This window comes from Georgenia ruanii, from assembly GCF_009193175.1.
Classification (GTDB): domain Bacteria; phylum Actinomycetota; class Actinomycetes; order Actinomycetales; family Actinomycetaceae; genus Georgenia; species Georgenia ruanii.
Window position 1 is genome coordinate 135,890 of record NZ_VUKE01000011.1, and the last position, 24,499, is coordinate 160,388.

A 24,499-nucleotide genomic window follows, 5' to 3' on the forward strand; every position below is an offset into this window, starting at 1 on the left:
CCGTTGCGACTTTGTGGCGCGTTTCGCCCAAGCCGCCCAGATCTCCGCACCCCGAGCGTCACCGAGAGCCCCGGCCGGTCGGCATTCTGGCGCAGACCAGCCGCTGCGGGTGCGCACCGGCCGGGGTGCGGCCACGCTGGGGGCAGGAGCGCGCGCGGGCGCGCCCGCGCGTCACCGGCAGGAGGGACAACCGCGATGCCCAAGACGAACAAGGACGGCTCGGCCAAGAAGAGCGAACTGCCCAGCACCCTGAAGAAGTCGCCCGCGAAGGCCCAGCGCACCTTCGCCAAGGCGCACGACTCCGCCGCCGAGAGCTACGGCGAGGGCGAGCGCGCCAACCGCACCGCCTACTCCGCGCTCAAGCACTCCTACGAGAAGGTCGGCGACCACTGGGAGGCCAAGGACGAGAAGGGCCCGTCGGACAAGAAGGCCGCCGGCACCCGCGGGTCGAAGGGCGAGACGAAGGGCGGTGTGGACGCCAACGCGTCGAAGTCCCACCTGTACGACGTCGCCAAGAAGCTCGACATCCCGGGCCGGTCCTCGATGAGCAAGGACCAGCTGGTCGACGCCATCGAGAAGGCCAACGCCAAGGAGACGCGCAAGAAGCGCTGACGTCTCCGCGCGGAGGAAGCGTCCGGTCTCTGTGCCGTGAGCTCGCCGGCGCAACCACTGCGCAGACCGGCGCGGCCGGCGCGCGCGGCGTGGCCCGATGGGGAGAAGTCCCCATGGCAGCGACAGCGCGCAACACCCTGGGACGAGCTCGTGACCACGCCCCGCACGGCACCCGGCACGGGCCGCTCAGGGACGGTCAGAAGCGGCGTTCTCCTACGGATTCCGGGCCTCCCGAGCCCCTGAACGGAACCCCGGGGACGAGCCCTTCCCGGCCTTACCCTCCACACCCTCCACGTTGCCGACATCACCCGCGACGCCGTTCAAGTTGCGGCTCCGGCCACCTGCCGCATAATCCGTCCGTTTTCTTTCTCGATCCGTCCGGTACGGTCACGGCCGAACGGGGAGGCACCGGGGGCGTGCACCCGTGAGGAGACGCACCGACCGTGACCACTTCCCAGACGCCGGCCCGCCCGGCGCGCCGCGGCGTGCTGAGCGGCCTGACCGCTGGGCGCGCGGAGTCCGTCCTCGCGCAGCCGGCGTCGGCGCAGAACCGCCGTCCGCCGCACGCCATCCGGCGCCGGGCGCGGAGACTGCTCGACGAGGGCTGGCTCTTCGCCCGCGACGACGGCGACGCCGCCCACCATCACGCCGCCATCGCCTGGCGGCCGGCACCCGTCCCGCACCTGGACGCCGGGCACACCACCGGCGGGGCCGCCACCCCGATCTGGTACCGGCGGAACCTGCGCATGCCCGAGACCTGGCGGGGCAGGCGACTCTTCCTCCACTTCGAAGGCGCCGGCGATGTCGCCGAGGTCTACGTCGACGGCGTGCGGGCGGGCGGGCACGCCGGTGGCGCCACCGCCTTCAGCCTCGATGTCACCGAGCCGCTGCGGTTGCGGGCGCCCGGCGCCGAGGCGACCGTCACCGTCCGCGTCGCCGCCCCGGCGCAGCCTGGCCCCGCGGTACACCGGGTGGGCCTGCACCGCAACGTCTGGTTCGTCGCCACCGAGGAGGTCCACCTCGACCTGCTCGACTCCCCCGGTGTTCAGGTGGAGACCGCCGACCTCGACGCCGCCCGCGCACTCGTCCGGGTGCGCGGGCGTGTCGTGAACGACGCCGATACCGCCACCACGGCACGGGTGCGCAGCCGCGTCCTCGACGCCGGCGGCGTCGTCGTCGCCGACGCCCAGAGCGAGGTAGCGCTGGCCGCACGGGCCACGGCGCGGTTCGAGCTGGAGCTGCCCGCCATCGCCCACCCGCACCTGTGGTCGACCGAGACGCCCTACCTGTACCGGGTGAGCACGGTCGTGGACTCCGGGCACGGCCGGGACCGCGTCGACGTCCCGCTCGGCCTGCGACACCTCGCCGCAGACGCCACGGGCTTCCGGCTCAACGGCGCCCCGTACCGGCTGGCGCCCACCGGCCTGCACGAAGGCGCCATGGGCCGCCACCCCCACTCCGACGCCGCCCGCATCCAGGGGCTGCGCACGCTCAAGGGCATGGGCGTCAACGTGGTCCGGATGCCGCACGACGCCCAGTCCGCCACGGTGCTCGAGGCCGCGGACGAGCTCGGCCTGCTCGTGTGGCAGGAGCTGCCGCCCGTCCGCCGCGCCACCCTGACCGGCTCGTTCGCCGCAGATCACCTCGGTTCCGTGCGGGAGATGGTGCGTCAACGCTCCAGCCACCCCTCGGTCGCCGTCTGGGGCACGTCGGACGAGCTGGCGCTGCCGGGGATCGGTCCGGCCCCGCAGCCGGGCGACCTCACCCACGAGATGGTGCGGCTGGGCGACGAGCTGGTCCGCGCTGAGGACCCCTCGCGGCCGACCGCCTCCGCAGGCGCCGACCCCGTCGCCGGTCCGGCCGGGTGGGTGGCCGCGCTGTACCAGGCCTGGACCCTGAGCCGCCTCTACCCCTCCCTGGCCCTGCCCTACGCCAAGCAGCCGGGTCGCCCCGCGCGTGCGACGCACACGGCATCGGTCGGTGACAGCGCGAACGGCGTCCCGGGCCCGGAGACGCTCGTCCTGGCCGGCTCGCCCGGTTCCGACCGGCCCGGCGACCGCGGGGCGGAACCGGGTCTCCGACCGGTTGGGCGGATCAGGGCGGCCAGGAAGCTGCACCGACGCAGCGCCTGATCGGCCCGCGCCGCGCCCCCGGCGCCCGCCGCTCAGCCCCCGGCGGCGGGCGTCACGCCCGCGGCCAGGGTGCGACGCCGTCGCCCGTCCCGGTGGGCAGACCGTGCTCGCTCCCAGGTGGCGCCGAACCTGACGGCGCGCGCGGCTCCGTCGGCGTGCGAGGAGTCGTGGGTCCGCCGGCGAACACCTCCGGCGGAATCCGCTCGGCGCCGCGCACCCCGGCGAGCATGGACCGGTCCAGCGGCTCGCCGCGGCGCAGCACGCTCAACGTGCCCGAGGGCTCCAGCACCACCGCCGCGACCTCGGCGTCGGACCGGATGCCGGCCTGGCGCAGGCGCGAGCGCAGCTCGGCCTCGGTGATGCGCTGTCGGCGCAGCTGCCCGTGCAGGATCTGGGTCCCGGCCATGAGCACCGCCGGCTGGTTGGCGACGAACCGTTCCCACCGCGGCTGCTTGCGCAGCTGGCCGATGAGCGCCTCGAGCGTGAGGAGCGTGACCAGGGCGACGAGGCCGCCGGCCAGCGTCGGGCTGTCCCCCATCGTCGCCCGCCCGAGGATCGCGCCGAGCACGATGACGACCAGGAGGTCGAAGCTCGACAGGCTGGCGAGGACCCGGCTACCGAGCAACCGGGTCAGGGCGATGAAGGCCAGGTAGAGGACGGTGGTGGCCAGCACGACGGCGAGCGCCCCCATCGGGCTGATCCCGACGTACCCCCACAGGTCCGCCAGCACGCTCATCGCTCCTCGCCACCTCGTCGCTCGCTTGTGGCCGACGACCATCATCCGCCCGGTCCGAGGCGGACGCCCCTCGGTCCTGGGGACCCCGTGACCGGGGCCACATCGGCGGCAAATCCCGGCAACTTCTTGTCGGCTCCCGTCCGATGCCGCCAGGGTCGGGGCGCGGCGCACCGGGGGCGTGCGCCCGAGAGGAGCTCGACGATGACCACTCCCGCCATACCGACCGGTCCCACGCGCCGCAGCGTGCTGACCGGGCTGGCGGCCGGCGCCGCGCTGTCCGTGCTGGCCCAACCGGCACAGGCGCAGAACCGCCGCCCGCCGCAGGCCGCCCGGCAGCGCGAGCGCCAGCTGCTCAACGAGGGCTGGGTTCACACGCTGGGTGACCCGGCCGGCGCCGAACGGCCCGCGTTCGACACCGCCGGGTGGCAGGAGCTGTCGGTCCCGCACACCTGGAACGCGACTGACTCTCTCGACGACGAGCCCGGCTTCTACCGCGGCCCGGGCTGGTACCGGCGCACGATCAAGGTGACCGGGGCGCACAAATCGCAGCGGGTGTTCCTGTACTTCGAGGGCGCCTTCCAGGTGGCCGACGTCTACGTCGACGGCGACCGCGTGGGCGGGCACGTCGGCGGCTACACCGCGTTCAGCGTGGAGATCACCGACCAGCTGCGCCGGGTCGGTCCCGGCAAGGCGGCCACCGTCGCGGTCCGGGTGGACAACACCCACGACGACAACATCCCGCCGTACTCGGGCGACTGGACGTTCTACGGCGGGCTGTACCGCAACGTCTGGCTGATCACCACGGAGGAGGTCCACCTCGACGTCCTCGACCACGCCGCGCCCGGCGTGCGGGTGGACACCCCGGCGGCCGACGCCGCCCACGCCGTCGTGCGTGTGCGCGGCCGCGTCGTCAACGACACCGGCGCCGCCGTCACCGCCCGGGTGCGCAGCACCGTCCTCGACGCCACCGACGCGCCCGTCGCCGAGGCGGGCACCGACGTGCGGCTCGCCGCCCGGTCCGCGGCCGAGTTCGAGCTGACGCTTCCGGCCATCGACCGCCCGCACCTGTGGTCACCGGAGTCGCCGTACCTCTACCGGGTGGCCACCGTCGTCGACGCCGGCCAGGGCCGCCGCGACCGCGTCGACGCCCCGCTCGGGGTGCGCTGGTTCTCGGTGGACCCCGACGCCGGCTTCTTCCTCAACGGCGAGCCGTACCCGCTGCGCGGCACCAACCGGCACCAGGACGAGGTGGGCCGCGGCAACGCCCTGGCCGACTCCGACCACATCCGCGACCTGCGGCTGATCAAGGAGATGGGCGCCAACGTCGTCCGGCTGGCGCACTACCCGCAGGCGCCCGCGGTCCTCGAGGCCGCCGACGAGCTCGGGCTGGTGATCTGGGAGGAGGCGCCCATGGTCAACCGGGCGATCCTCACCGAGGAGTTCGTCGAGAACCACCTCGGCAACATCCGGGACATGGCCCGCCAGCACTACAATCACCCCGCGATCGTCGTCTTCGGGTCGATGAACGAGATCTTCCTGCGCCGCCCGAGCCCGCAGCCGGACAACTATCTCGAGTGGACCCGGGACATGCTCCAGCGGGGCGAGGACGTGCTGCGCGAGGAGGCCCCGGACCGGCTGACGGCGATGGTGGGCCACCAGCAGGAGTCGTACAACGAGGCGGGCATCGCCGACATCCCGATGATCTGGGGCTGGAACCTCTACCACGGGTGGTACGGCGGGCGGGCGGAGCAGTTCGGGCCGTGGCTCGACGCCCAGCACGAGCGCTACCCCGACCGGGTGGTGTGGGTCTCGGAGTTCGGCGCGGACTCCGACGCGCGGCTGCACCGGGTGGTGCCGGGCGACCTGCTCCGGCTCGCCGGCCAGGCCAACTACCAGGACCAGTCCATCGAGTACCAGCAGTACTACCTCGAGAGCTACTTGCGTCAGATCGACGAGCGCCCCTGGCTGGCCGGGACAACGTACTGGTCGCAGTTCGACTTCGGGTCGGAGTCGCGCACCGGGTCGGTGCCGCACGTGAACACCAAGGGCCTCATGCTCGCCGACCGCACGCCGAAGCCCGTCTACCACCTCGTGCAGGCCTGGCGCGGCGTCGACGTCCTGCACATCGCCACGGACCTGTGGAACCGCCGAGCCGGCGTGGGGCCGGACGGCGCCACCGGGTACCGGCCGGTCGAGCAGACCGTGACGGTGTACTCCAACGCCGACCGCGTCGAGCTCTTCCACAACGACACCCCCCTCGGGGCGAAGGCGACCGACTCCATCGGGCACGTGAGCTGGATGGTCCCCTTCGTCGACGGCGAGAACCGGCTCTCGGCGTTCGCGATCGCCCCGGCGGGTACGAAGCTCACCGACGAGGCGACGGTCCACTTCACCTACCACGCCCCGCGGCTGGCCGACCCGGAGGTGCCCTTCGAGCGGCTTGCGCTCTCGGCCGGGGCGGTCGTGCAGTACACCGACGCCGACGGCACGGTGTGGCTGGAGGACCGCGAGTATGCCCCGGGCGGCTTCGGCGCCCTGGCCGACGACTTCACCGCCGGCTACGGGTGGATGAAGAACGACTGGGTGGACGGCAGCGACGAGGACCCGCTGTACCAGACCTACCGCAAGGGCATGTCGGCCTACCGCTTCGACGTGCCGGACGGCACCTACGAGGTGACCCTGCGGCTCGCCGAGATCACCTCGGCCGGCGACACCGGCGGCGACGGGACCGCTGTGCCCGCCCCGGACGGCACGGTCGACGTGCCGGTGGGGTGGCGGGTCTTCGACGTCACGGTCAACGGCACCCCGGCGGAGACCGCGCTCGACCTCGTCGCCAAGGTCGGCCAGCACGCCCCGTACGACCTCACCACCAGGGTGACCACCACCGGGGGCGAAGGCATCGAGATCGGCTTCACGGCCATGAAGAACCTGCCGGTCGTCAGCGCCATCGACATCCGCCGGGCCTGATCGGGCGGTCTGACGACGGCGGCCGGTCCCCACCGGGGGCCGGCCGCCGCGTTCGTGCGGACGGTCTGCGGCCGTGCGGGAGACAGCAATGAACACCGAGGATGCGATGCCGTCGCGGTCGGCCCTATCCTGCGTCACGTGCCCCGCTTTGCGCACGCGACCTGGGTGAACCCCTGCTGGAAGGAACTTCTCGACGGCGAGGTCCCCGGCCTGCTGGCCCACCTGCTCGCCGTCGGCGAACCCGTGCCGCTCGCCGACCTCCAGGAGCGGCTGTGGCAGCTCGTCGAGGCGTCGTTCGTCCTCGACGACCTCGAGGAGGAGCACCTGCGCGGGCACCGCCGCCTTCTCGACAGCGACGTCCGGCACATCTGCCGGGCACTCGCCGAGCTCGGGGCCGTCGAGGTCACCGGCGTGGAGAGGACCACCGATGCCTACGGGTTGCCGGTCGAGCGGGGCGGCGCGGTGACGGCGGCCCCGTTGGCCGCCGCGGCGGTGCCGGACCTCGCGGCGTGGCGATAGGAACGACCGTGGCCTCCATCGAGGAGCGGGTCACCCGCGCGGCCGAGGAGGCGCTGCGTGAGGAGGGCTACGTGGCGCCCGTCGATGTGCTCGTCGGCATCGGCTGGCTGCAGCCGGTGCACCGGGACCACTGGCGCCAGGGGCGCGTGCCGTGCCTGGAAGAGGTGGTGCAGGCCGGTCAGGGAAGAATCGCCACGGCGATGGCGGCGATGCGGCGGTGGGCCCGTGATCAGGGGCTGGAGCCCAGCGAGACGGCCTACGTGGCCCGTACCCGCGACCGCAGGACGCTGCGATTCTCCGCCGGCGGCGAGCCGGAGATCGAGCGGGCGTACCGCACGCACTGGGTCTCCCCGGCCCTGTCGGAGGCCAAACGGGCGCGCCTGCAGGAGAAGGCCAGCCGGCCGCCGGATCTCGTCGTCATCTCGCCGCTCGGCGACTGGGCCTGCGCCCGGTGCCGCGGGACCGGGGACCTGCTGCTGATGGAGGACGACGCCCCGCTCTGCCTGCGCTGCGCCGACCTCGACCACCTGACCTTCCTGCCCGCAGGCAACGCCACGCTGACGCGCCGGGCGAAGAAGGCCAGCCGCCTCACGGCCGTCGTGGTCCGCTTCAGCCGGTCCCGCGGGCGCTACGAGCGCCAAGGTGCCCTCGTCGAGGAGCGGGCGCTGGAGGGGGCCGAGACGTCCTGCCTCGCCGACGCCGAGGCGCGCGCCCGCCGCCGCGACCGTGACGAGGAGCGACGGCGCACGGCCGACGGCGAGCTCGCCGAGCGGCTCGCCACCGAGATCAGCCAGATGTTCCCGGGATGCCCGCCCGAACGGGCCGCCCTGATCGCCCTGCACACCAGCGTGCGAGGCAGCGGTCGGATCGGTCGGACCGCCGCGGGCCAGCGCCTGGAGGCCTCCGCCGTCGAGCGGGCGGTCGCGGCCTCGGTACGTCACGAGGACACCGAGTACGACGAGATGCTCATGGCCGGCACCTCCCGCGCCGACGCTCGCACGCAGGTGCGGGCGTCGGTCGCGGCGGTGCTCGAGGGCTGGCGGAGGGGCTGAGCGCCGACTACCCCGATCCTCGCAGATGGACCTGAGCGGGGCGGTCCTCCACATCGCTACCAGCCGAGCGTGCGCAGCCCACCGAGTGCACGGACCGCCGCGTCAGTGGTGACCAGGATGAGGTTGCCCTGGATCGCCTGCGCGACCAGGAGGCGATCAAACGGGTTCGTGCCGGATCTCCGGAGGGATGATCGCCGGCTCGCCGAGCAGCCAGAGGACGACATGGGTGTCGAGGAGGTACCTCACTGCCATGCCTCAAGCTCTGTTTCCGGCAGGGGCGCGAAGAACGTCTCTGGGACGTGGAAGGCCATGGTGCCGAAGGTCCGCGCCGGCGGCTTCGCGATGGGATCCAGCCTGGCCACCGGGACGCCGGCCCGCGCGATGATGATCTCCTCGCCGCGCTGGACCCGCGCGAGGAGCTCGGAGAGCCTTCTCTTGGCTTCCTGCACGTTCACGGTCTCGGCCATGACTGCACGTTACGAGCATGGAACCAGGCTGACCAGGCCCGGTTGGTCAACCTGACGTGGCCCGGTTGTCTGCCTCGGTCGGCCAGCACACGCCGCACGGTCAGCTTTCCGCGCCCAGCCCCGCCTCCCGCGCCCGCACGATGGCCGCCGAGCGGTGAGGCACGGCCAGCTTCGTCAGCACGTTCGCCACGTGGTTGCGCACCGTCTTGGGGCTGAGCACCAGGCGCCGGGCGATGGCGGTGTTGTCGTGCCCGCGGGCCATGAGGTCGAGCACCTCCCGCTCGCGGTCGGTGAGCTCGGGGAACGGCACGCGCGCCGCCGTCCGCCCGCCCACCAGCGAGGACATCGCCCGCGCGGCCACCTGCGGGCCGAGGATCATCTCCCCGTTCGCCACCGCCCGCACGGCCCGCTCGACGGCGTCCGGTCCGGCGGACTTGAGCAGGTACCCCCGCGCGCCCACCCGCACGGCGGCGACGACGGACGCGTCGTCCTCGTTCATCGTCACCACCAGCACCGCCACCCGCGGGTGGTGGCCGACCAGCTCTCGGGTGAGGTCGATGCCGGAGTCGGCCCCGAGGTGCAGGTCCATGAGCACCACGTCCACCTCGTCGCCGACGACGGCGCGGGCCCCGGCGGCGTCGGCCGCCTGCCCGGCCACCTCGATGCCGGGCAGGGAGCCGAGCAACCCGACCATGCCGAGCCGGAACACCGGGTGGTCGTCGACCACCACCACCCGGATCGCCCCGCTCACCGCGCGCCCACCGGCAGCACGGCCACGACCGACGTCCCGCGCGGCACCAGCGCGCGGATCTCGACGTGCCCGCCCAGCTCCTCCGCGCGCTCGCGCATGGCGCGGGTGCCGACGCCGGGCGTGGCGTCAGCGGCGAGCCCGGCGCCGTCGTCGCGGCAGGAGAGCCGCAGGGCGGCGCCGTCGAGCGCGACCTCGAGGTCGCAGCCGGCCGCGCCGCTGTGCCGGGCGGCGTTGAGGATCGCCTCCCCGGCGATGCCGTACGCGGCCGCGGCCACCGCCGCGGGCAGCTCCGGCGGGACGTCGCAGGCCAGCCGGACCTCGAATCCGTTCTCGCCGTGCCGGGCGGCGGCCTCGCGCAGGGCCGCCTCGAGCCCGAGCTCCTCCAGGGCCGGCGGGAGCAGGGCGCGGGCGAGGCCGCGCACGTCCTCGACCCGCTGGTCGAGCTCGGCCCGCAGCGCGGCGAGCATCTCCCGCGCGCCCGCCGGGTCCGTCTCGACCAGGTTGGCCACGCCCTGCAGCCCGAGCCGCAGCCCGGCGAACCACGGCCCCAGCCCGTCGTGCAGCTCGCGGCGGATGACCCGCCGCTCCTGCAGCCGGGCGGTGGTCAGACGCTCGCGGGTGCGCGCGAGCTCCTGGGCCGTGCGGGCGAGGACGAGGCCGGAGGTCACCACGGCGGCGAGCTCCTCCAGCGCCCGGCCGGTGCGCGCGTCGAGCGCCTCCCCCGGCCGCGCGGTCACTGCCAGCACCCCCACCTGCTCGGCGCCCGCGGTCAGCGGCACCCGGGTGGCACCGGCCGAAGCCGTCCCCCACGCCGTCATCACCGCCTCCTCCCCGGGGCCGCCGGCGAGCAGGGTCACCGACTCCAGCCGCAGCGCGGTGCCGACGCTCTCCACCAGCGAGGCGAGCAGCGCCTCCGGGTCCGGCGAGCGGCCCAGCGCCGTGCCCATCCGGCCCGCCACCCGCCAGGGGTCGTGCGCGACGCCGTAGACCATCACCCGCACCCGGCGCTGCAGCCACAGCCGGGTGGGTTGGACGGCGACGACGACGGCCGCGGCCGCGAGCGCCTGGGCCAGCCCCTGCCCGGGGACCAGCCCGGTGAGCAGCACGCTGACGACCAGGTAGATCGCCGCCAGGCCGACGGTCAGCGCCCCGGCGAGCAGCGTGCGGGAGACGGCGACCTCGACGCCCCACAGCCGCTGGCGCAGCACCACCGACAGGATCGCGGCGGGGAAGAGCGCCTGGCTCGCCAGGTGCAGCGCCGGGGTCAGCCAGGGGGCGACCAGCCCCTCGGGCAGCAGCAGCGGCACGAAGGAGGCGGCCAGCACCGCGGTGCCGGCGGCGAGCCAGTCCAGCCCGACCGCCTCGGCGTCCCCGGCCCGCCGTCGTCGGACCTCCGTGGCCGCGGCGGTCATCAGACCGAGGACGACGGCGGCCGCCAGCGCCGGCATGAGCAGGTCGTACGCGCCGAGCAGGGAGCAAGCGAGGGCGGCGAGGGCGACCAGGGCGCCGGCGGCCGGGCCCCACCAGGCGCGCCCGAGCGGCCGCTCGCGGACCAGCCAGGGCACCACGAGGAACATGGCGAGGGTGCCGGGCACCCAGGCCCAGCCGAACGGGTCGGCGAGGGCGCCGGCGTCCACGCCGCGGGCCAGGGCGAAGACCTGCCAGCCGCCGGCGAAGGCGGAGACGGCGCCGCCGATGCTCGTCAGCGCGAGGAGGTAGCCGACGACGTGGCGGCGGCGGGTGAGCACGAGGGCGGTGACGGCGCCGTAGACGAGGCCGACGGTGACGTCGACCAGGAGGAACAGTTCGTCGGGGGTGAGGCGGGGGCCCGAGGCCAGGTAGAGGGCCAGCCCGGCGAGGGAGAGGAGCCAGGCGGTCCCGCCCAGGGCGAGGGCGAGGGCCGGGGCTCCGCCCCGGGCGGCCCCGAGGACCCCGGACGCGGGGCGTCCGGGGTCCTGGCGGATCGGCTCAGTCATGCGGGTGTCGGTCGGTCATGGCGGCAATCTAGGGGGATCCGGCCTGCGGGAGGTGCTATCGGGCGGCGCGTTCGCCCCGCAGCAGCGCCAGCGCGCTGACCAGCAGCCACACCGGGCCGATGAAGCCGGCCATGTACTGCAGCGGGGAGACGCCGAACAGGACCATGAGGCTGCCGAGCACCACGCTCGTCACGCCGAGGGCCTTGCCGGCCGCGCCGTGGCGCAGCGCCGCGATCCCGAGCGCGAGCGCGCTGACCCCGGCGGTGACCCACAGCCAGGCGATGGTGGCGACCCAGTGCGAGTAGATCGACACGTCGGTGGCCGTCATGAGCGCGGGGTCGGACAGACCGAAGACGAACTCGGTGTCCAGGCCGGAGCCGAGGACGAGGACGGCGGAGAGCACCCCCAGCCCGGTGGCCGCCACCGCCGGGAGCACCGAGCGGGCCGGGGACTGGCCGGCGAGCCGGCGGTACAGCCCGGCGGCGAACGGGATGAGCAGCAGGGCGGCGACGACGGTAGCCACGTGGAAGCCGATGAGCTGGGGAATGACCCCGCCCAGGTGCTCGGTGATCAGCTCCGGGGTCGGCGGGTTGTCCCGGTCGTAGGCGGGGCTGAGGCTCAGCGAGAGGTAGATGCTGGCGACCCCGGCCAGGCCGGCGACGACGCCGGCGGCGGCCCAGCCGCGGCTGCCGGCCGCGGCGCGGCGGGTCGCGGTGGTGGTGGGGGACGTGACTGCGGAGGCGGACATGGAAGGGGACTCCTTGGCTCTGCCCGGGGTGCTCCGGCCACCGTGACCGGTTCGGGCTCGGCACTGAGCCTGGGCCGCCCGGCGTCCCGGGCGGCAGGGGCGAGCGTCCCGACCTGCCGGGCAGTTCGCCCGGGCCCTTCGCGCGGCCGGTCCGCCATTCCGGTCGCAGCCGCAATGACAATCCGGTCGCTGCTCAGAGGCCGGCGAGCACCCGGCGCACCGCGTCGAGGCTGCGGGTGACGTCGTCGTCGCTGGTGGACCAGTTGCTCACCGAGATGCGCAGCACCTCCCGCTCGCGCCAGCGCGAGCCGGTCATCCAGGTGGTGCCCTCGGCCAGCAGGCCCTCGACCACCCGCCGGGTGCGCGCGTCGTCGCCGAAGGACACGCACACCTGGGTGAAGTCGACGTCGTTGAGGACGGCGGCGCCGTCGAGGGCGGCCAGCCCCCGGGCGAAGGCCTGCGCGTGGTCGCACAGCCGCTCGACCAGCTCGGCGGTGCCCGACCGGCCCAGGCTGCGCAGCGCCGCCCACACTGGCACCCCGTGGGCGCGGCGGGACAGCTCGGGCACGGTGTCCATGGGCTCGCTCGTCGCGCCGGTGAGCAGGTAGTCGGCGCGCATGCCCAGCGCGGCGCGGGCCGCGGCCGGGTCGCGGACGACGGCGAGGCCCGAGTCGTAGGGCACGTTGAGGGTCTTGTGGGCGTCGGTGGCCCAGGAGTCGGCGAGGTGGTGCCCGGCGAGCAGCGGCCGGGTGCGCGGGGAGGCCGCGGCCCACAGGCCGAAGGCGCCGTCGACGTGCACCCAGGCGCCGTGCTCGCGCGCGACGGCGACCGCCTCCGCGAACGGGTCGAAGGCGCCGGAGTGGACGTTGCCGGCCTGCAGGCACACGATCGCCGGGCCGTCCGGCGAAGCGTCGAGGGCGGCGGCGAGCGCGTCCGGGCGCAGCCGCCCCTGGTCGTCGGCCGCCACCACCGCGGGCGCGCCCAGGCCGAGGTAGCGCAGGGCCACGGCGACGGACTCGTGGTGCTCGGCCCCGGCGAGCACGCGCAGCCGCGGGGCGCCCGTCAGGCCCTGCTCGGCCACGCTGAACCCGGCCCGCCGCAGCACCTCGTCGCGGGCGGCGGCCAGGCAGGCGAAGTTGGCCATCGTGCCGCCGGTGACGAACCCGACCGCGGCGTCGGCGGGCAGGCCGAGCAGGTCGAGCAGCCAGGTCGCGGCGACCTGCTCGACGGCGGCGCTCGCCGGGGAGAGCCGGCGCAGCAGCGCGTTCTGGTCCCAGGCCGAGACCAGCCAGTCCGCCGCCAGCGCCGCGGGCAGCGTCCCGCCGATGACGAAGCCGAAGAACCGCCCCGAGGGCATCGCCGTCAGCCCGGCGTCGACGGCGGCGGCGAGGTGGTCGACGACGTCGGCCGGCGCCGTCGGCTCCGCGGGCAGCTCGGTGCCCAGCGCGGCGACGACGTCGTCGACGTCCGCGCGCGGGGGCACCGGCCGGTCGGCCAGGGTGCCGAGCCAGTCCCGGGCGTGACGGTGGGCGTGCTCGAGCGGGGCGTCGTAGTCCGCAGAGGGCCAGGCCATGGCCCAGTATGGGCGGCGGCGTGCCGGGCGCGGGCGAGATTGCCGCACGTCGAGGGACGTTCGACCCCCCACTCGAGGGGCGATGAGGTTACTCTGGTCACACAAGACCGCGACTCCCCCGGGCGATCGGGCGGCGGTGCACACCGTCCATCGGCGGAGGGACCGCGGTGCCCAGCGGACCAGGCCAGGTGATGCGTAGCAGTGTGGAAGCCATACACCGTTACCCCGGCCGCCAGGCGAACCTTGCGATCCGTTGGCCGTTGATGCGCAGTCAGCACCGGCACCACCCAGGATCGGGCAGAGGTCGAGAAGCCGGCCCACCGAGGTGACGCGTACGAGGCCCGGGTCTTCGGACCCGGGCCTCTCGCCATGCCCGGCGCCCGAGCCGCTCGGGGCCGGCGCGCGCACACCCCTCCGCGCTTGGCCGCACCTGCACGACGCCGCCTCAGCCCGTTGGCGCGGGGCCGGGACCTGGCACGCAGCACCCACCTCGTCGACGACGTCGCGAAGGTGCCGCCGCTGCTCGCGCAGGGCGGAAGGGCGGCTCGTCCGCGCCGAGACCCGCTGTGGCACGATCGACACCGACCCACCATCTGGACGCCCCTGCTCAGCGGGGTGACCTTCGAAGGAGAGAAGAGACGAGGACGATGACGACCGACGTCACCACCCAGTGGTCAGGCAAGCTCTACTCCGGCGGCTGGGTCGCCGGGTCGGGCCCGCGCCTCGAGGTCCGCTCCCCCGCCACCGGCGACAGGCTCGCCGAGGTCGCCTCGGCGACCGCCGCGGACCTCGACGCCGCGGTCGCGCAGGCGCGCACCGCCCAGCGGGACTGGGCCGCGCTGCCCTACGACAAGCGGGCCGCCGTCCTGCTCAAGGCCGCCCAGCTGCTGCAGGAGAACCCCGACCGCCTCGCCCGCTGGCTGGTGGCCGAGGCCGGCTCCGGCCAGGGCAAGGCCGCCTTCGAGGTGGGCCTGGTGACCACCGAGCTGCAGGAGTCCGCCGCGCTCGCCTCGCACCCGTACGGGGAGATGCTCCGCTCCGTCAAGCCGCGCCTGTCCGTCGCCCGCCGGGTGCCGGTCGGCGTCGTCGGGGTGATCTCGCCGTTCAACTTCCCCGGCATCCTGTCCATGCGCTCGGTGGCCCCGGCGCTGGCGCTGGGCAACGCCGTCGTGCTCAAGCCCGACCCGCGCACCACCATCGCGGGCGGCTTCGCCCTGGCGGACCTGCTGGAGGAGGCCGGCCTGCCCGCCGGGGTGCTGCACGTGCTGCCCGGCGGCGCCGAGCTCGGCGCCGCCGTGGTGGCCCACCCGGGCATCCCCTGCCTGTCCTTCACCGGCTCGACGACGGCCGGCCGCAAGATCGGGGAGGCCGCGGGGCCGCTGCTCAAGAAGGTCCACCTCGAGCTCGGCGGCAACAACGCCCTGCTCGTGCTGCCCGACGCCGACATCGAGGCGGCCGCGTCCGTGGGCGCCTGGGGCTCCTTCCTCCACCAGGGCCAGATCTGCATGACCACCGGGCGCCACTTCGTGCACTCCTCGGTGGCCGACGAGTACGTCGCGGCGCTGGCGGACAAGGCGAAGAACCTCCCCGTCGGGGACCCGGCCGACCCGACCAACGCCCTGGGCCCGATCATCGACACCCACCAGCGCGACCGCATCCACGCCATCGTCACCGGCGCGGTGGACCAGGGCGCGACCCTCGCCGCGGGCGGGGAGTACACCAACCTGTTCTACCGGCCCACGGTGCTGAGCCACGTCCGGCCGGACAGCCCCGCCTACACCGAGGAGATCTTCGGCCCCGTCGCCCCGGTCGTCGCCTACGACACGGTCGAGGAGGCCATCGAGCTCATCAACGGCTCGGACTACGGCCTGTCGGTCAGCATCCTCACCTCCAACCCCTACGCGGCCTACGAGCTGGCCGACCGCATCGACTCCGGCGCCATCCACATCAACGACGCCACGGTCGACGACGAGGCGACCGCCCCCTTCGGCGGCTCCAAGGCCTCCGGCGTCGGCGGCCGGTTCGGCGGCCCGCACGCGGGCCTCGAGACGTTCACCGAGACGCAGTGGATCACCATGCAGCAGGACATCGAGCGCTACCCGTTCTGACGGCGACGCCCCGCACGACGGCGCCGGTGGTCGTCCCCGGGGGGATGGCACCGGCGCCGTTGTCGTGGCGACGCCGTCGTCTGTGAGGGTCAGCGGGTGCGCTCGGCGTTGTCCGAGATCCGCCCCAGGAGCGCGGCGAGCGCTGCCTGTTCCTTCTCGTCCAGGCCCGTCAGCAGCTCGCGGTCGTGCGCCACGCAGCGGGGGAACTCCCGCTCGACCAGGTCCTGACCTTCCGCGGTGAGCTGCAGCAGCACCACGCGGCCGTCGCGTTCGAGCTTCTTCCGCTCCACGAGCCCGATGCGTTCGAGGCGGGCGGTGAGCTTCGTCGTCGCCGCCCCGCTGAGCATGGTCTGGGCGGTCACCTCGCTGGCCCGCAAGGGGCGGTCGCTGCGGGCCAGGGCGCACAGGACGTCGAACTCCGACCGGGTCACCCCGCTGGAGGCCAGCACCCGGTCCAGCTGCTGGATGGACAGCGCGCTGATGCGGTTGATGCGCCCGAGGAGCTCCACCGGCGTCGTGTCGAGCTCCGGCAGCGTGCGCTGCCAGCTGTGGCGCAGCCGAGTGATGAAGTCGTCCCCCGCGGCGGGCAAAGCCATGCCCCCAACCCTACAGGTCCCACCCCAGGTGATTCACCAATGTTTTACTCGTGTACTATCTCGGCGTCCCCCACCCAGCGATGAGGGGCACGTCCGTCCCACCGGAGGTAACGACTCCCTCCACCGCGGACGCCCAACTTCCCACGACGAGATTCGGAGAGACTCATCACCCGCGCCCAGTCCCCCGCGCCCACCGCAGCGCCAGCCGCCGGGGCCTCCCCCGCGGCAGCCCCCGCCACCCCGGCCTCCACGCCCCTGTTCCGCCAGCCGGCGGCGGTGTGGGCGGTCGCCTTCGCCTCGATGGTGACCTTCATGGGCATCGGCCTCGTCGGCCCGATCCTGCCGTCGATCTCCGAGGCCATGGACGCCACGCCGACGCAGACCTCGTTCCTCTTCACCAGCTACCTGGTAGTGACGGCCGTGGTCATGTTCTTCACGAGCTGGCTCTCCTCCCGCGCGGGGACGCGCAACACCATGCTCGTCGGGCTCGCTGTCATTGCCGTCGCCGCGGTCGGCTGCGCGCTGTCCACCGGGATCGAGGGCATCATCGCCTTCCGGGCGCTGTGGGGCCTGGGCAACGCCCTGTTCCTGTCGACCGCGCTGGCCGCGATCGTCTCGGCCAGCGGCGGGACGGCGGGCCAGGCCGTCATCCTCTACGAGGCGGCGCTGGGCCTGGGCCTGGCCGTCGGCCCCCTGGTCGGCGGGCTGCTCGGGGACATCTCCTGGATGGTGCCCTTCTGGGGCACGGCCACGCTCCTCGCCATCGGGTTCGTGGCGATCATCGTCTTCGTGCGCGGGGCCGGCCGGTCGGCGCAGCGGAGCACCGCATCGGCGCCCTTCCGGGCCCTGGGCATCCGCTCGCTCCTCGTACTCAGCATCGTGGCGTTCTTCTACAACTCCTCGTTCTTCGTCACTCTCGCCTACGTGCCCTACCCGCTGGGCATGCCCGCGGTCGGCATCGGCCTCGTCATGACGGGCTTCGGCATCGGCCTGGCACTGACCAGCATCGTCCTCGCCCCGCGGTTGACGCACCGGTTCTCCCCCACCCGGGTGCTCGCGGTCACCCTCGTCGTGTTCGCCGCCACCCACGTCGCGGCGTCCCAGCTGACCGGGCACACCCCCTGGCTCGTCGTCTGCGTGGTGATGCTCGGCTTCGAGATCGGGACGGCCAACACCGTGCTCACCGAGGCTGTCATGGAGGCCACCGACCTGCCGCGGACCGTGGCCTCCTCCGCCTACTCCGGCGTCCGCTTCTTCGGCGGCGCCATCGGCGCCCCGGTGGGCACCTCCCTGGCGGCCTTCGGCGCGGGCGCCCCGTTCCTCTTCGCCGCCAGCACCGCCCTCGTCGGTGCGGCCCTGCTCGCCATCTTCCGGAGCATCCTGGCCCCGGCCGATCACCCGGTGCACGAGGCGCCGGCCTTCGAGGCCGAGGCCATCACCGGCGCCTGACGGCTCGCCGGCCCGGGCAGCGTCGGCCCCCTTGCCCGCGCGCCGGCGTCAGCGCGGCGAGATCGTCACGTCGTGCTCGCCGGTGGACCCCTCGACGTCCTCCGCCGCTCCGGTGAGCAGCTCGTCGGCGAGGTGGTGCAGCGCCCGGGCGACGGCGACCTTGTCGCCGATGCGCGGGACGGCGGGATCCCGGCTGCTGCGCCGGCTCTCCCCCGCCGCGCTCATCCCGGCCTCGCCCGCGACGACGGCGACCTTCGCCGTCGTCGTGTCGTCGCCGAACGCGTAGATCGACACCCGGATGTCCCACTCGCGGACCAGCCGGCCCTGCACGTCGGCGGGCACGCCGCTCGGGGCCTCCGCGCCGTGCTGGGCGCGCACCTCCGCGCTCGCGCCCGGGTAGATGATCCCCTCGCGCCCGTCGCTCCACCGCACCCGGTAGGGCGGCCCGCCGTCGCCGCCCCGGACCTCGATGATCTCGCCGTCGCGCACCGCCTCGCCGACGTGCGTCCCCGCAACGACGATGTGGTCTCCTCGCTGAGCCCGCATGTCACTCTCCTCGTACGTGGATCGTGTCCGTGGCTCTACTGTGGCCGCCGAGGCCCGGCCGGGGAAGCCCCCGGCGGATCACCGGCCGGGTGAGGGGCGCCCGCACTCACACCGCGGGACGCTGCGGCGTCTTCTCGGTGTTGACGTCCGCGCGAGCAGCCCGTCCCAGGGCAGCGCGAGAGAAGGGAGCACCGCATGGCGCACGGCACGACCGGTCGCGGCACGGCCATCAAGTTCGGCGCGCTGGCCCTGATGTGGGGCTCGAGCTTCCTGTTCATCCGGGTGGCGGTGGGCGGGCTGGCCCCGGCGCAGGTGGTCCTGGGCCGGCTGCTCGTCGGCGCGGCGACCCTGGCGCTGATCATGACGCTGACGCGGCGGCGCTGGCCGCGCGAGCGGCGGGTGCTCGGCCACCTCGCGGTGGTCGCGGTGCTGCTGTGCGTGGTGCCCTTCCTGCTCTTCGCGTGGGCCGGGCAGCACATCCCGTCGGGCCTGTCGAGCATCTACAACGCGACGACGCCGGTCATGACGCTGCTCGTCTCGCTCGTCGCGCTGCCCCAGGAGCGGCTCACCGCGGTGCGGACGGCGGCCCTCGCCCTGGCCGCGGCCGGCGTCGTCGTCATCGCCGCGCCGTGGACGCTGGGCGGGGCCCCGCACGGCGAGGACTTCGGGCTCGGTCAGCTGGCCGCCCTCGGCGCCACCGCCTGCTACGGCTCGGGCTTCGTCTACCTGCGCCGCTTCCTCGCCGGGGTGCGCTACGACGCGGTGACGGTCGCCGCCACGCAGGTGGGCATCGGCGCGCTGATCATGCTCGTGCTGGCCCCGTTCGTCGCGCGCACGCCGGTGGCCGTCGACGGCGGCGTCGTCGCCGCGGTGCTCGCCCTCGGGGCGCTGAGCACCGGGGTGGCGTACATCTGGAACTTCGACGTCGTGCGCGCCTGGGGCGCCACCGCGGCATCGACGGTCACCTACCTGACGCCGGTGGTCGGCGTGGTGCTCGGCGCGCTGGTGCTGGGCGAACGCCTCACGCTCAACCAGCCGGTCGGCGCCGTCCTCGTCATCCTGGGGATCGTCGTCGGCCAGGGGCACGTGCGCCTGCCGGCCCGCCGGACGCCAAGGGCCGGCGGGAGGACCGAGGCGCGCCCGCCGGAAGCTGGCGCGGGCACGGAGCCGCCCGCGCCGGCCGCGGAGCGGATCAGCTGACGCCCGTCGCGCCCCGGTCGCCCCGGCACTGCTTGACGTAGGAGACGATGCGCTGGACGGTGGCGGCGGACTCGGGGTCGAGGCGGTGCGTGTCCACCCCGACGTACCGGCCGCGGTCCGGCGCGGCGAACACCCGCACGGTCACCCGCGGGGCGAGGTTCGGGACGATGACGCGGAGGGCGTGCTGGGCCTCGACGATGAGGGCGTCGAGGTCGTGTTGCTCGGGGGCCTGGGTGGTCACGCCTGTGATACGTGCCGGCGCCGCGGGCGGATGCACCCGTCAGGCGCCCCAGTGGGCCGGCCGGGTGAGCGTCGGCGGGAGGCGCGTGGCGCCGTCGCCCTTGGCCGCCGTGACCTGGGGCTGGGTGAGGAAGAGGGCGCCGGTGAGGTCGGCGCCGGCGAGGTCGGCGTCGCGCAGGTCGGCGCCGATGAGGTCGGCCCGCCGCAGGTCCGCGCCGCGGAGGTCGGCGGCGATGAGGAGGGCGCCGCGCAGGTCGGCCCCGCGCAGGTCCGCGCCGTGCAGGTCCGCGCCGAGGAGGTCGGCGTGGCGCAGCCGGCGGCCGGGGCGGCGCCCGCGGGCACCGGCGCGGGCGAGCTCGCTGGCGCGCAGCAGCAGCGGGTTGACCCGGGCGCGGTGGGCGGCGACGTCGAGGGCGAGCAGCTCGTCGGGCCCGGCGGCGGCGAGCCGCTGGGTCGCCGCCTCCGCGGCGGCCAGCTCCGCCCGGAGCGAGCGGGCGGCGGGGAGGGTGCGCGCCTCCGCGAGGTAGACGAGCATCTCGTGCAGCTGGCGCACGACGGGGAAGACGGCGAACATGCGCCGTGCGGTGTCCGGGTCCTGCCGCCAGGAGCGGCCCTCGAAGGTGGCCTGGGAGACCCGCTGGCCAGCGCCGAAGCAGTCGTAGACGGTGCAGCCGGGGAAGCCCTCCTGGCGCAGGCGACTGTGGATGCCGCAGCGGTGGTCGGTATGGAGATTCCGGCACGGCTCGCCGGCCGGCTTGTCGACGGCGAAGTCGGCGGAGGCGGTCAGCGGCAGCGCGACGCAGCACAGCCCGAAGCAGCTCGCGCAGTCGGCGCGCAGGGCGCCGACGTCGGCGGCGGGCAGGGCGGGCACGGGGACTCCTCGGTGGGGGGGGCAGATCGGGTTGCGGGCTCCATTGTCGCGCAGGCGCGGCCCTCACCCCTCGACCCGCAGGCCCGACTCGTAGGCGAACACGACCAGCTGCGCCCGGTCCCGCGCGCCGAGCTTGAGCATCGCCCGGCCCACGTGGGTCCGCACGGTCGCGGGGCTGACGGTCAGGAGGGCGGCGATCTCGTCGTTGGACCGGCCGGTGGCCACCCAGGCGACCATCTCCCGCTCACGCTCGGTCAGCCGCTCCAGGCCCGGGCGCGGGGCGTGGGTGGGCCCCGCCTGCCGGGCGAACTGGCTGATGACGGTGCGGGTGACCGACGGGGCGAGGAGCGATCCGCCGTCGGCCACCGCGCGCACCGCGCGGAGCAGGTCGCCCGGGTCGGCGTCCTTGAGGAGGAACCCGCTCGCCCCGCCGCGCAGGGCCTCGAAGACATACTCGTCGAGCTCGAAGGTGGTAAGCATGACGACCCGCACGTCCGCCAGCGCGACATCGGCGGTAATCTGGGCGAGGGCGGCGAGGCCGTCGACGCCGGGCATGCGGATATCCATGAGGACGACGTCGGGCCGCGTGGCGCGCACCGCCGCGAGCGCCTCACGCCCGTCCCCCGCCTCCGCGACCACCTCTAGATCGTCCTCGGCCTCGAGGATGGTGCGCAGGCCCACCCGGACCAGGCTCTGGTCGTCGACCACGAGCACCCGGATCACCTGACCACCTCCCGGCATCGCCACGGCACCTGCCTGCTCCACGCCTTCCCCGCGGTCACGGGGCCGCCGCGCCGTCCGGCCGGTCGTCGTCCAGCGGCCACGACGCCCGCACCCGCACCCCGGTGCCGGGCGGGCCGTCGACCGCCACGGACCCGCCGGTGCGCGCCGCCCGCTCCCGCATGCCGGCGATGCCGCTGCCCTCGACCAGCCCGTCGGCCGGTGGGCCGCTCCCGGTGTCGCCGACCTCGACGACGAGCCGGCCCGGCGCCCGCCGGACCCGCACGAGGGCCCCGGCCGACGGTCCGCCGTGGCGCAGCACGTTGGTCAGCGCCTCCTGCACGATCCGGTACGCGGCCCCCGCGACGTCGTCGGGCACCCCGTCGACCTCATCGACGTCGAGGCGCACGTCCAGGCCGCCCGACCGCACCCGCTCGACCATCGGGCCGAGGTCGGCCAGCCCCGGCAGCGGGGCCCGCGGGGCACCGCCGCGCAGGGCGACCACCTCCGCGCGCAGCCCGTCGAGCGCGTCCCGGCTCGCGGTGCGGATCGCCTCGAGGGCCGCTCGCGCCTTGGCCGGATCGCGCGCGAGCACGTGCAGCCCGGCCCCGGCCTGCATGGCGATGACCGCCAGCCCGTGCCCGACGACGTCGTGCAGCTCCTGCGCCATGCGCAACCGCTCGTCCGCCACCGCCCGCAGCGCCTGTTCCTCGCGCACCCGCGCCGCCGCCTCCCGGCGGGTGCGCACCGCGACCCCGATCGCCAGCGGCAGCGCCGTCCACACGAGCACCCCGAGCACGTGGGCGAGCGCCTCGGGCCACGCGCGCACGACGTCGCGCACCAGGAGGACCGCCACGAGCACGACGGCGTCCGCCACCCCGGCGATCGCGACGGTGCGCAGCGGCACCGACGCGGCCAGCAGCCCCGCGGCCACCGCCGCCGTGATCATGATCGGGCCGTAGGGATAGCCGAGACCGAGGTAGACGGCGACGGCCGCGCTCGTGGCCGCGAAGACGGCGAGCGGGCGCCCGCGCCACAGCACCAGCGACGCCGCGGCGAGCGTGGTGAGCACGTAGGTCCAGGCGTCCAGCGGGGCGGCCTGGGGCTGGTCCCGGCCCGCGCCGGCGGTCCCTGCCGCCGCGAACAGCGCCAGCGCGACGGCGAGCAGCACGTCGCCGGGCCGGGTCCCGGGCCGTTCGTGGGCCGTCACGGCGCCCACGATAGGGCCGGGCGGCCCGCCGCGCGTCCACCTCCCGGCGGTGGCCGGCGTACGCAGATCCGCGTACACGGACCGCGCCCGGGCCGCCACGGCGCGTACGGGCGCGGGCCCGACCGTCACGAAACCTCGTACGGTCGCGCCGCCACGCGGCTGACGACGCGGCGGGGGCCCCGGCGGACGCTGGTGGGCATGAACACCACGATCGTCGCCACCGACGGACTCACCAAGGTCTACGGGCAGCGCCGCGCCGTCGACGCCGTGTCCATGACCGTCCGGGCCGGGGAGGTCTACGGCTTCCTCGGCCCCAACGGGGCCGGCAAGACCACCACCATGCGGATGCTGCTGGGCCAGGTCCGCCCCACCGCCGGGACCGCCACCGTGCTCGGCGCCCCGCCGGGCACACCGGCGGCGCTGGCGCGCGTCGGCGCCCTGGTCGAGGGCCCGGGGTTCTACCCCTACCTCTCCGGGCGGGAGAACCTGCGGGTCCTGGCGGCCTACCAGGGCCTGGACGCCCGCACCGCCGACGCCGCCCTGGCCCGGGTGGACCTGGCCGGGCGGGGCCGGGACCGGTTCCGCACCTACTCGCTCGGGATGAAGCAGCGCCTCGGCGTCGCCGCCGCCCTGCTGGGCGAGCCCGACCTCATCGTCCTCGACGAGCCCACCAACGGCCTCGACCCGGCCGGGATGGCGGAGATGCGCGACCTCCTCGTCGACATCGCCGCCGGCGGGCAGACCGTCCTGCTCTCCAGCCACCTGCTCGCCGAGGTCCAGCAGATCTGCGACCGGGTGGGCGTCGTCGCCCACGGCCGGCTGCTCGCCGAGAGCACCGTGGCGGACCTGCGCGGCGGGGCAAGCCTGCGCCTGCGGGCCTTCCCCCTCGAGGCCGCCGCCGCCGTCGCCGCCCGCGTCCTGGGCCCGGACGCCGTCGAGCTGGTCGACGGCGACCGTGGGGACCGGACGCTGCGCCTGACCGCCGGGGCCGAGGCGGTGCCCGACCTGACCCGGGCGCTGGTCGCCGCCGGCCTAGACATCCATGAGATCAGCCCGGTCGAACGCTCCCTGGAGGAGGTCTTCCTCGAGATGACCGCCTCCGCCGCCCCTGCCCTGGAGGTGTCCCGATGAACGCCCTGACCGCACTGGCCCGCAGCACCCGCGCCGAGCTCCGCCGCCTGTGGCGCTGGCCCGCCACCTGGGTGCTGGTGGGGGTCTGGACGGTGCTCAACCTGCTCTTCGCCTACGCCTTCCCGTGGATCGGCTACAGCGGCGGGGGCGGGCCGGACGCCGCGGCCGGCGCCTCGCCTCAGGCGCTGCTCGCCGGGCTGCTCCCCGCGAACGTGCCCAGCACCCTCGTCCAGGGCATGCCGATGTTCGGCGGGGCGATCGTGATGCTCCTCGGCGCCCTGGCGATCGGCAACGGCTACGCCTGGGGCACGTGGAAGACCGTGTTGACGCAGGGGCCGGGGCGTCTGGCCGCGTTCGGCGGCACGCTGGTCGCGCTCGCGGTGTCGGTCGTGGGGATCGTGGCGCTGACCGCGGCGACCGACCTCGCCACGGCGCACGTCGTCGCGGCCGTCGAGGGCGGCTCGGCGGCCGGCCCGGCCGCGGGCGACCTCGTGCAGGCGATGGCCGCGGGCCTCCTCGTGCTCGGCATGTGGGCGGCGGGCGGGGTCCTCGTCGGCGCCCTCGCGAAGGGCCCCGCGCTCGCCGCCGGGCTCGGCCTGGTGTGGGCGCTGGTGGTGGAGAACCTGCTGCGCGGGGTGTCCGGGCTCGTGGACGGGATGGCGACGCTGACGGACCGGCTGCCCGGCTCGGCCGCGGGCTCGCTGGCCGGGGCGCTGGGCGCCGTCGGGCAGGACCCGCGTGGGGAGGGCACCCCGGGGGTGCTCACGGTGCTGGACGGCGCCTCGGCCGCGTGGCTGCTCGCCGCGTACCTGGTGGTCTTCGCCGTCGTCGCGCTGACCCTCGTGAGACGCCGCGACCTCGGCTGAGCGCACGCGCGGGCGACCCATGGGGGCGG

At 75.1% G+C, this 24,499-nt stretch carries 22 protein-coding genes; 10 read left to right on the forward strand and 12 right to left on the reverse strand.

Features of this window, described 5'->3' with window-relative positions:
- The first annotated feature begins 195 nt into the window (after window positions 1–195).
- Both GD880_RS12270 and GD880_RS12275 read left to right on the forward strand, forming a co-directional pair.
- Entirely contained in the window at window positions 196–612 is a 417-nt protein-coding gene (locus tag GD880_RS12270) for a ChaB family protein (protein ID WP_152231899.1), read from the forward strand.
- Between the two features lie 443 nt (window positions 613–1,055).
- Window positions 1,056–2,744 carry a glycoside hydrolase family 2 protein gene (locus GD880_RS12275; RefSeq protein ID WP_152231900.1) on the forward strand — a complete coding sequence of 563 codons (1,689 nt, stop codon included), beginning with the start codon at window positions 1,056–1,058 and terminating at the stop codon, window positions 2,742–2,744.
- A 52-nt stretch (window positions 2,745–2,796) separates the two neighbouring features.
- Here GD880_RS12275 and GD880_RS12280 read toward each other — a convergent pair whose 3' ends face one another.
- A complete protein-coding gene (locus tag GD880_RS12280) occupies window positions 2,797–3,480 on the reverse strand; it encodes a DUF421 domain-containing protein (protein WP_152231901.1) in 684 nt (227 codons plus the stop codon).
- Window positions 3,481–3,681: 201 nt separating this feature from the next.
- On the opposite strand from GD880_RS12280, the gene GD880_RS12285 reads away from it, so the two are divergent.
- The 3 genes from GD880_RS12285 to GD880_RS12290 all read left to right on the forward strand — a co-directional run bounded on the left by GD880_RS12285 (window position 3,682) and on the right by GD880_RS12290 (window position 8,018).
- Window positions 3,682–6,447: a glycoside hydrolase family 2 TIM barrel-domain containing protein gene (locus tag GD880_RS12285; protein WP_152231902.1), complete on the forward strand. Its 2,766-nt coding sequence runs from the start codon at window positions 3,682–3,684 to the stop codon at window positions 6,445–6,447.
- Between the two features lie 138 nt (window positions 6,448–6,585).
- Window positions 6,586–6,966, forward strand: a complete 381-nt coding sequence (locus tag GD880_RS20765; protein WP_226909612.1) for a hypothetical protein — start codon at window positions 6,586–6,588, stop codon at window positions 6,964–6,966.
- An 8-nt stretch (window positions 6,967–6,974) separates the two neighbouring features.
- Window positions 6,975–8,018, forward strand: a complete 1,044-nt coding sequence (locus tag GD880_RS12290) for a DUF2293 domain-containing protein (protein ID WP_226909613.1) — start codon at window positions 6,975–6,977, stop codon at window positions 8,016–8,018.
- A gap of 242 nt (window positions 8,019–8,260) precedes the next feature.
- Here GD880_RS12290 and GD880_RS12295 read toward each other — a convergent pair whose 3' ends face one another.
- The 5 genes from GD880_RS12295 to GD880_RS12315 form a co-directional block, all read right to left on the reverse strand.
- Entirely contained in the window at window positions 8,261–8,485 is a 225-nt protein-coding gene (locus GD880_RS12295) for a type II toxin-antitoxin system Phd/YefM family antitoxin (RefSeq protein ID WP_152231904.1), read from the reverse strand.
- A 100-nt stretch (window positions 8,486–8,585) separates the two neighbouring features.
- Window positions 8,586–9,236: a response regulator gene (locus GD880_RS12300; protein ID WP_226909614.1), complete on the reverse strand. Its 651-nt coding sequence runs from the start codon at window positions 9,234–9,236 to the stop codon at window positions 8,586–8,588.
- Window positions 9,233–11,212 carry a histidine kinase gene (locus GD880_RS12305; protein WP_152231905.1) on the reverse strand — a complete coding sequence of 660 codons (1,980 nt, stop codon included), beginning with the start codon at window positions 11,210–11,212 and terminating at the stop codon, window positions 9,233–9,235. The genes GD880_RS12300 and GD880_RS12305 overlap by 4 nt, the downstream gene beginning before the upstream one ends.
- A gap of 55 nt (window positions 11,213–11,267) precedes the next feature.
- Window positions 11,268–11,960 (reverse strand): hypothetical protein, encoded by a 693-nt coding sequence (locus GD880_RS12310; protein ID WP_152231906.1) that lies wholly within the window; start codon window positions 11,958–11,960, stop codon window positions 11,268–11,270.
- Between the two features lie 193 nt (window positions 11,961–12,153).
- The gene (locus GD880_RS12315; protein WP_152231907.1) at window positions 12,154–13,533 is read right to left on the reverse strand and encodes a pyridoxal phosphate-dependent decarboxylase family protein; all 1,380 of its coding nucleotides are present in this window, start codon (window positions 13,531–13,533) and stop codon (window positions 12,154–12,156) included.
- Between the two features lie 647 nt (window positions 13,534–14,180).
- Here GD880_RS12315 and GD880_RS12320 point away from each other — a divergent pair.
- Entirely contained in the window at window positions 14,181–15,641 is a 1,461-nt protein-coding gene (locus tag GD880_RS12320) for a benzaldehyde dehydrogenase (protein ID WP_152231908.1), read from the forward strand.
- An 89-nt stretch (window positions 15,642–15,730) separates the two neighbouring features.
- On the opposite strand, the gene GD880_RS12325 is transcribed toward GD880_RS12320, so the two are convergent.
- Window positions 15,731–16,237, reverse strand: a complete 507-nt coding sequence (locus tag GD880_RS12325; RefSeq protein WP_152231909.1) for a MarR family winged helix-turn-helix transcriptional regulator — start codon at window positions 16,235–16,237, stop codon at window positions 15,731–15,733.
- 276 nt (window positions 16,238–16,513) lie between these two features.
- Between GD880_RS12325 and GD880_RS12330 the strand changes: the two genes are divergently transcribed.
- Window positions 16,514–17,686: an MFS transporter gene (locus GD880_RS12330; protein ID WP_226909615.1), complete on the forward strand. Its 1,173-nt coding sequence runs from the start codon at window positions 16,514–16,516 to the stop codon at window positions 17,684–17,686.
- Between the two features lie 48 nt (window positions 17,687–17,734).
- Here GD880_RS12330 and GD880_RS12335 read toward each other — a convergent pair whose 3' ends face one another.
- Window positions 17,735–18,232 carry a DUF1918 domain-containing protein gene (locus GD880_RS12335; protein ID WP_152231910.1) on the reverse strand — a complete coding sequence of 166 codons (498 nt, stop codon included), beginning with the start codon at window positions 18,230–18,232 and terminating at the stop codon, window positions 17,735–17,737.
- Between the two features lie 195 nt (window positions 18,233–18,427).
- Here GD880_RS12335 and GD880_RS12340 point away from each other — a divergent pair, with 195 nt between their 5' ends.
- Window positions 18,428–19,432, forward strand: coding sequence for a DMT family transporter (locus GD880_RS12340; protein ID WP_152231911.1), 1,005 nt, complete (start codon window positions 18,428–18,430; stop codon window positions 19,430–19,432).
- On the opposite strand, the gene GD880_RS12345 is transcribed toward GD880_RS12340, so the two are convergent.
- From GD880_RS12345 to GD880_RS21040, 4 genes are all read right to left on the reverse strand, one after another.
- Window positions 19,425–19,673 (reverse strand): hypothetical protein, encoded by a 249-nt coding sequence (locus GD880_RS12345; RefSeq protein ID WP_152231912.1) that lies wholly within the window; start codon window positions 19,671–19,673, stop codon window positions 19,425–19,427. The genes GD880_RS12340 and GD880_RS12345 overlap by 8 nt on opposite strands.
- A gap of 39 nt (window positions 19,674–19,712) precedes the next feature.
- On the reverse strand, window positions 19,713–20,543 hold the full coding sequence (locus tag GD880_RS12350) for a pentapeptide repeat-containing protein (protein ID WP_152231913.1): 831 nt from the start codon (window positions 20,541–20,543) through the stop codon (window positions 19,713–19,715).
- A 63-nt stretch (window positions 20,544–20,606) separates the two neighbouring features.
- Window positions 20,607–21,266 carry a response regulator transcription factor gene (locus GD880_RS12355; RefSeq protein ID WP_152231914.1) on the reverse strand — a complete coding sequence of 220 codons (660 nt, stop codon included), beginning with the start codon at window positions 21,264–21,266 and terminating at the stop codon, window positions 20,607–20,609.
- A 55-nt stretch (window positions 21,267–21,321) separates the two neighbouring features.
- Window positions 21,322–22,473 carry a sensor histidine kinase gene (locus tag GD880_RS21040; protein ID WP_152231915.1) on the reverse strand — a complete coding sequence of 384 codons (1,152 nt, stop codon included), beginning with the start codon at window positions 22,471–22,473 and terminating at the stop codon, window positions 21,322–21,324.
- Window positions 22,474–22,671: 198 nt separating this feature from the next.
- On the opposite strand from GD880_RS21040, the gene GD880_RS12365 reads away from it, so the two are divergent.
- On the forward strand, window positions 22,672–23,604 hold the full coding sequence (locus tag GD880_RS12365) for an ABC transporter ATP-binding protein (RefSeq protein ID WP_152231916.1): 933 nt from the start codon (window positions 22,672–22,674) through the stop codon (window positions 23,602–23,604).
- Window positions 23,601–24,470 carry an ABC transporter permease subunit gene (locus tag GD880_RS12370; RefSeq protein ID WP_152231917.1) on the forward strand — a complete coding sequence of 290 codons (870 nt, stop codon included), beginning with the start codon at window positions 23,601–23,603 and terminating at the stop codon, window positions 24,468–24,470. The genes GD880_RS12365 and GD880_RS12370 overlap by 4 nt, the downstream gene beginning before the upstream one ends.
- The last annotated feature ends 29 nt before the right edge of the window (window positions 24,471–24,499 follow it).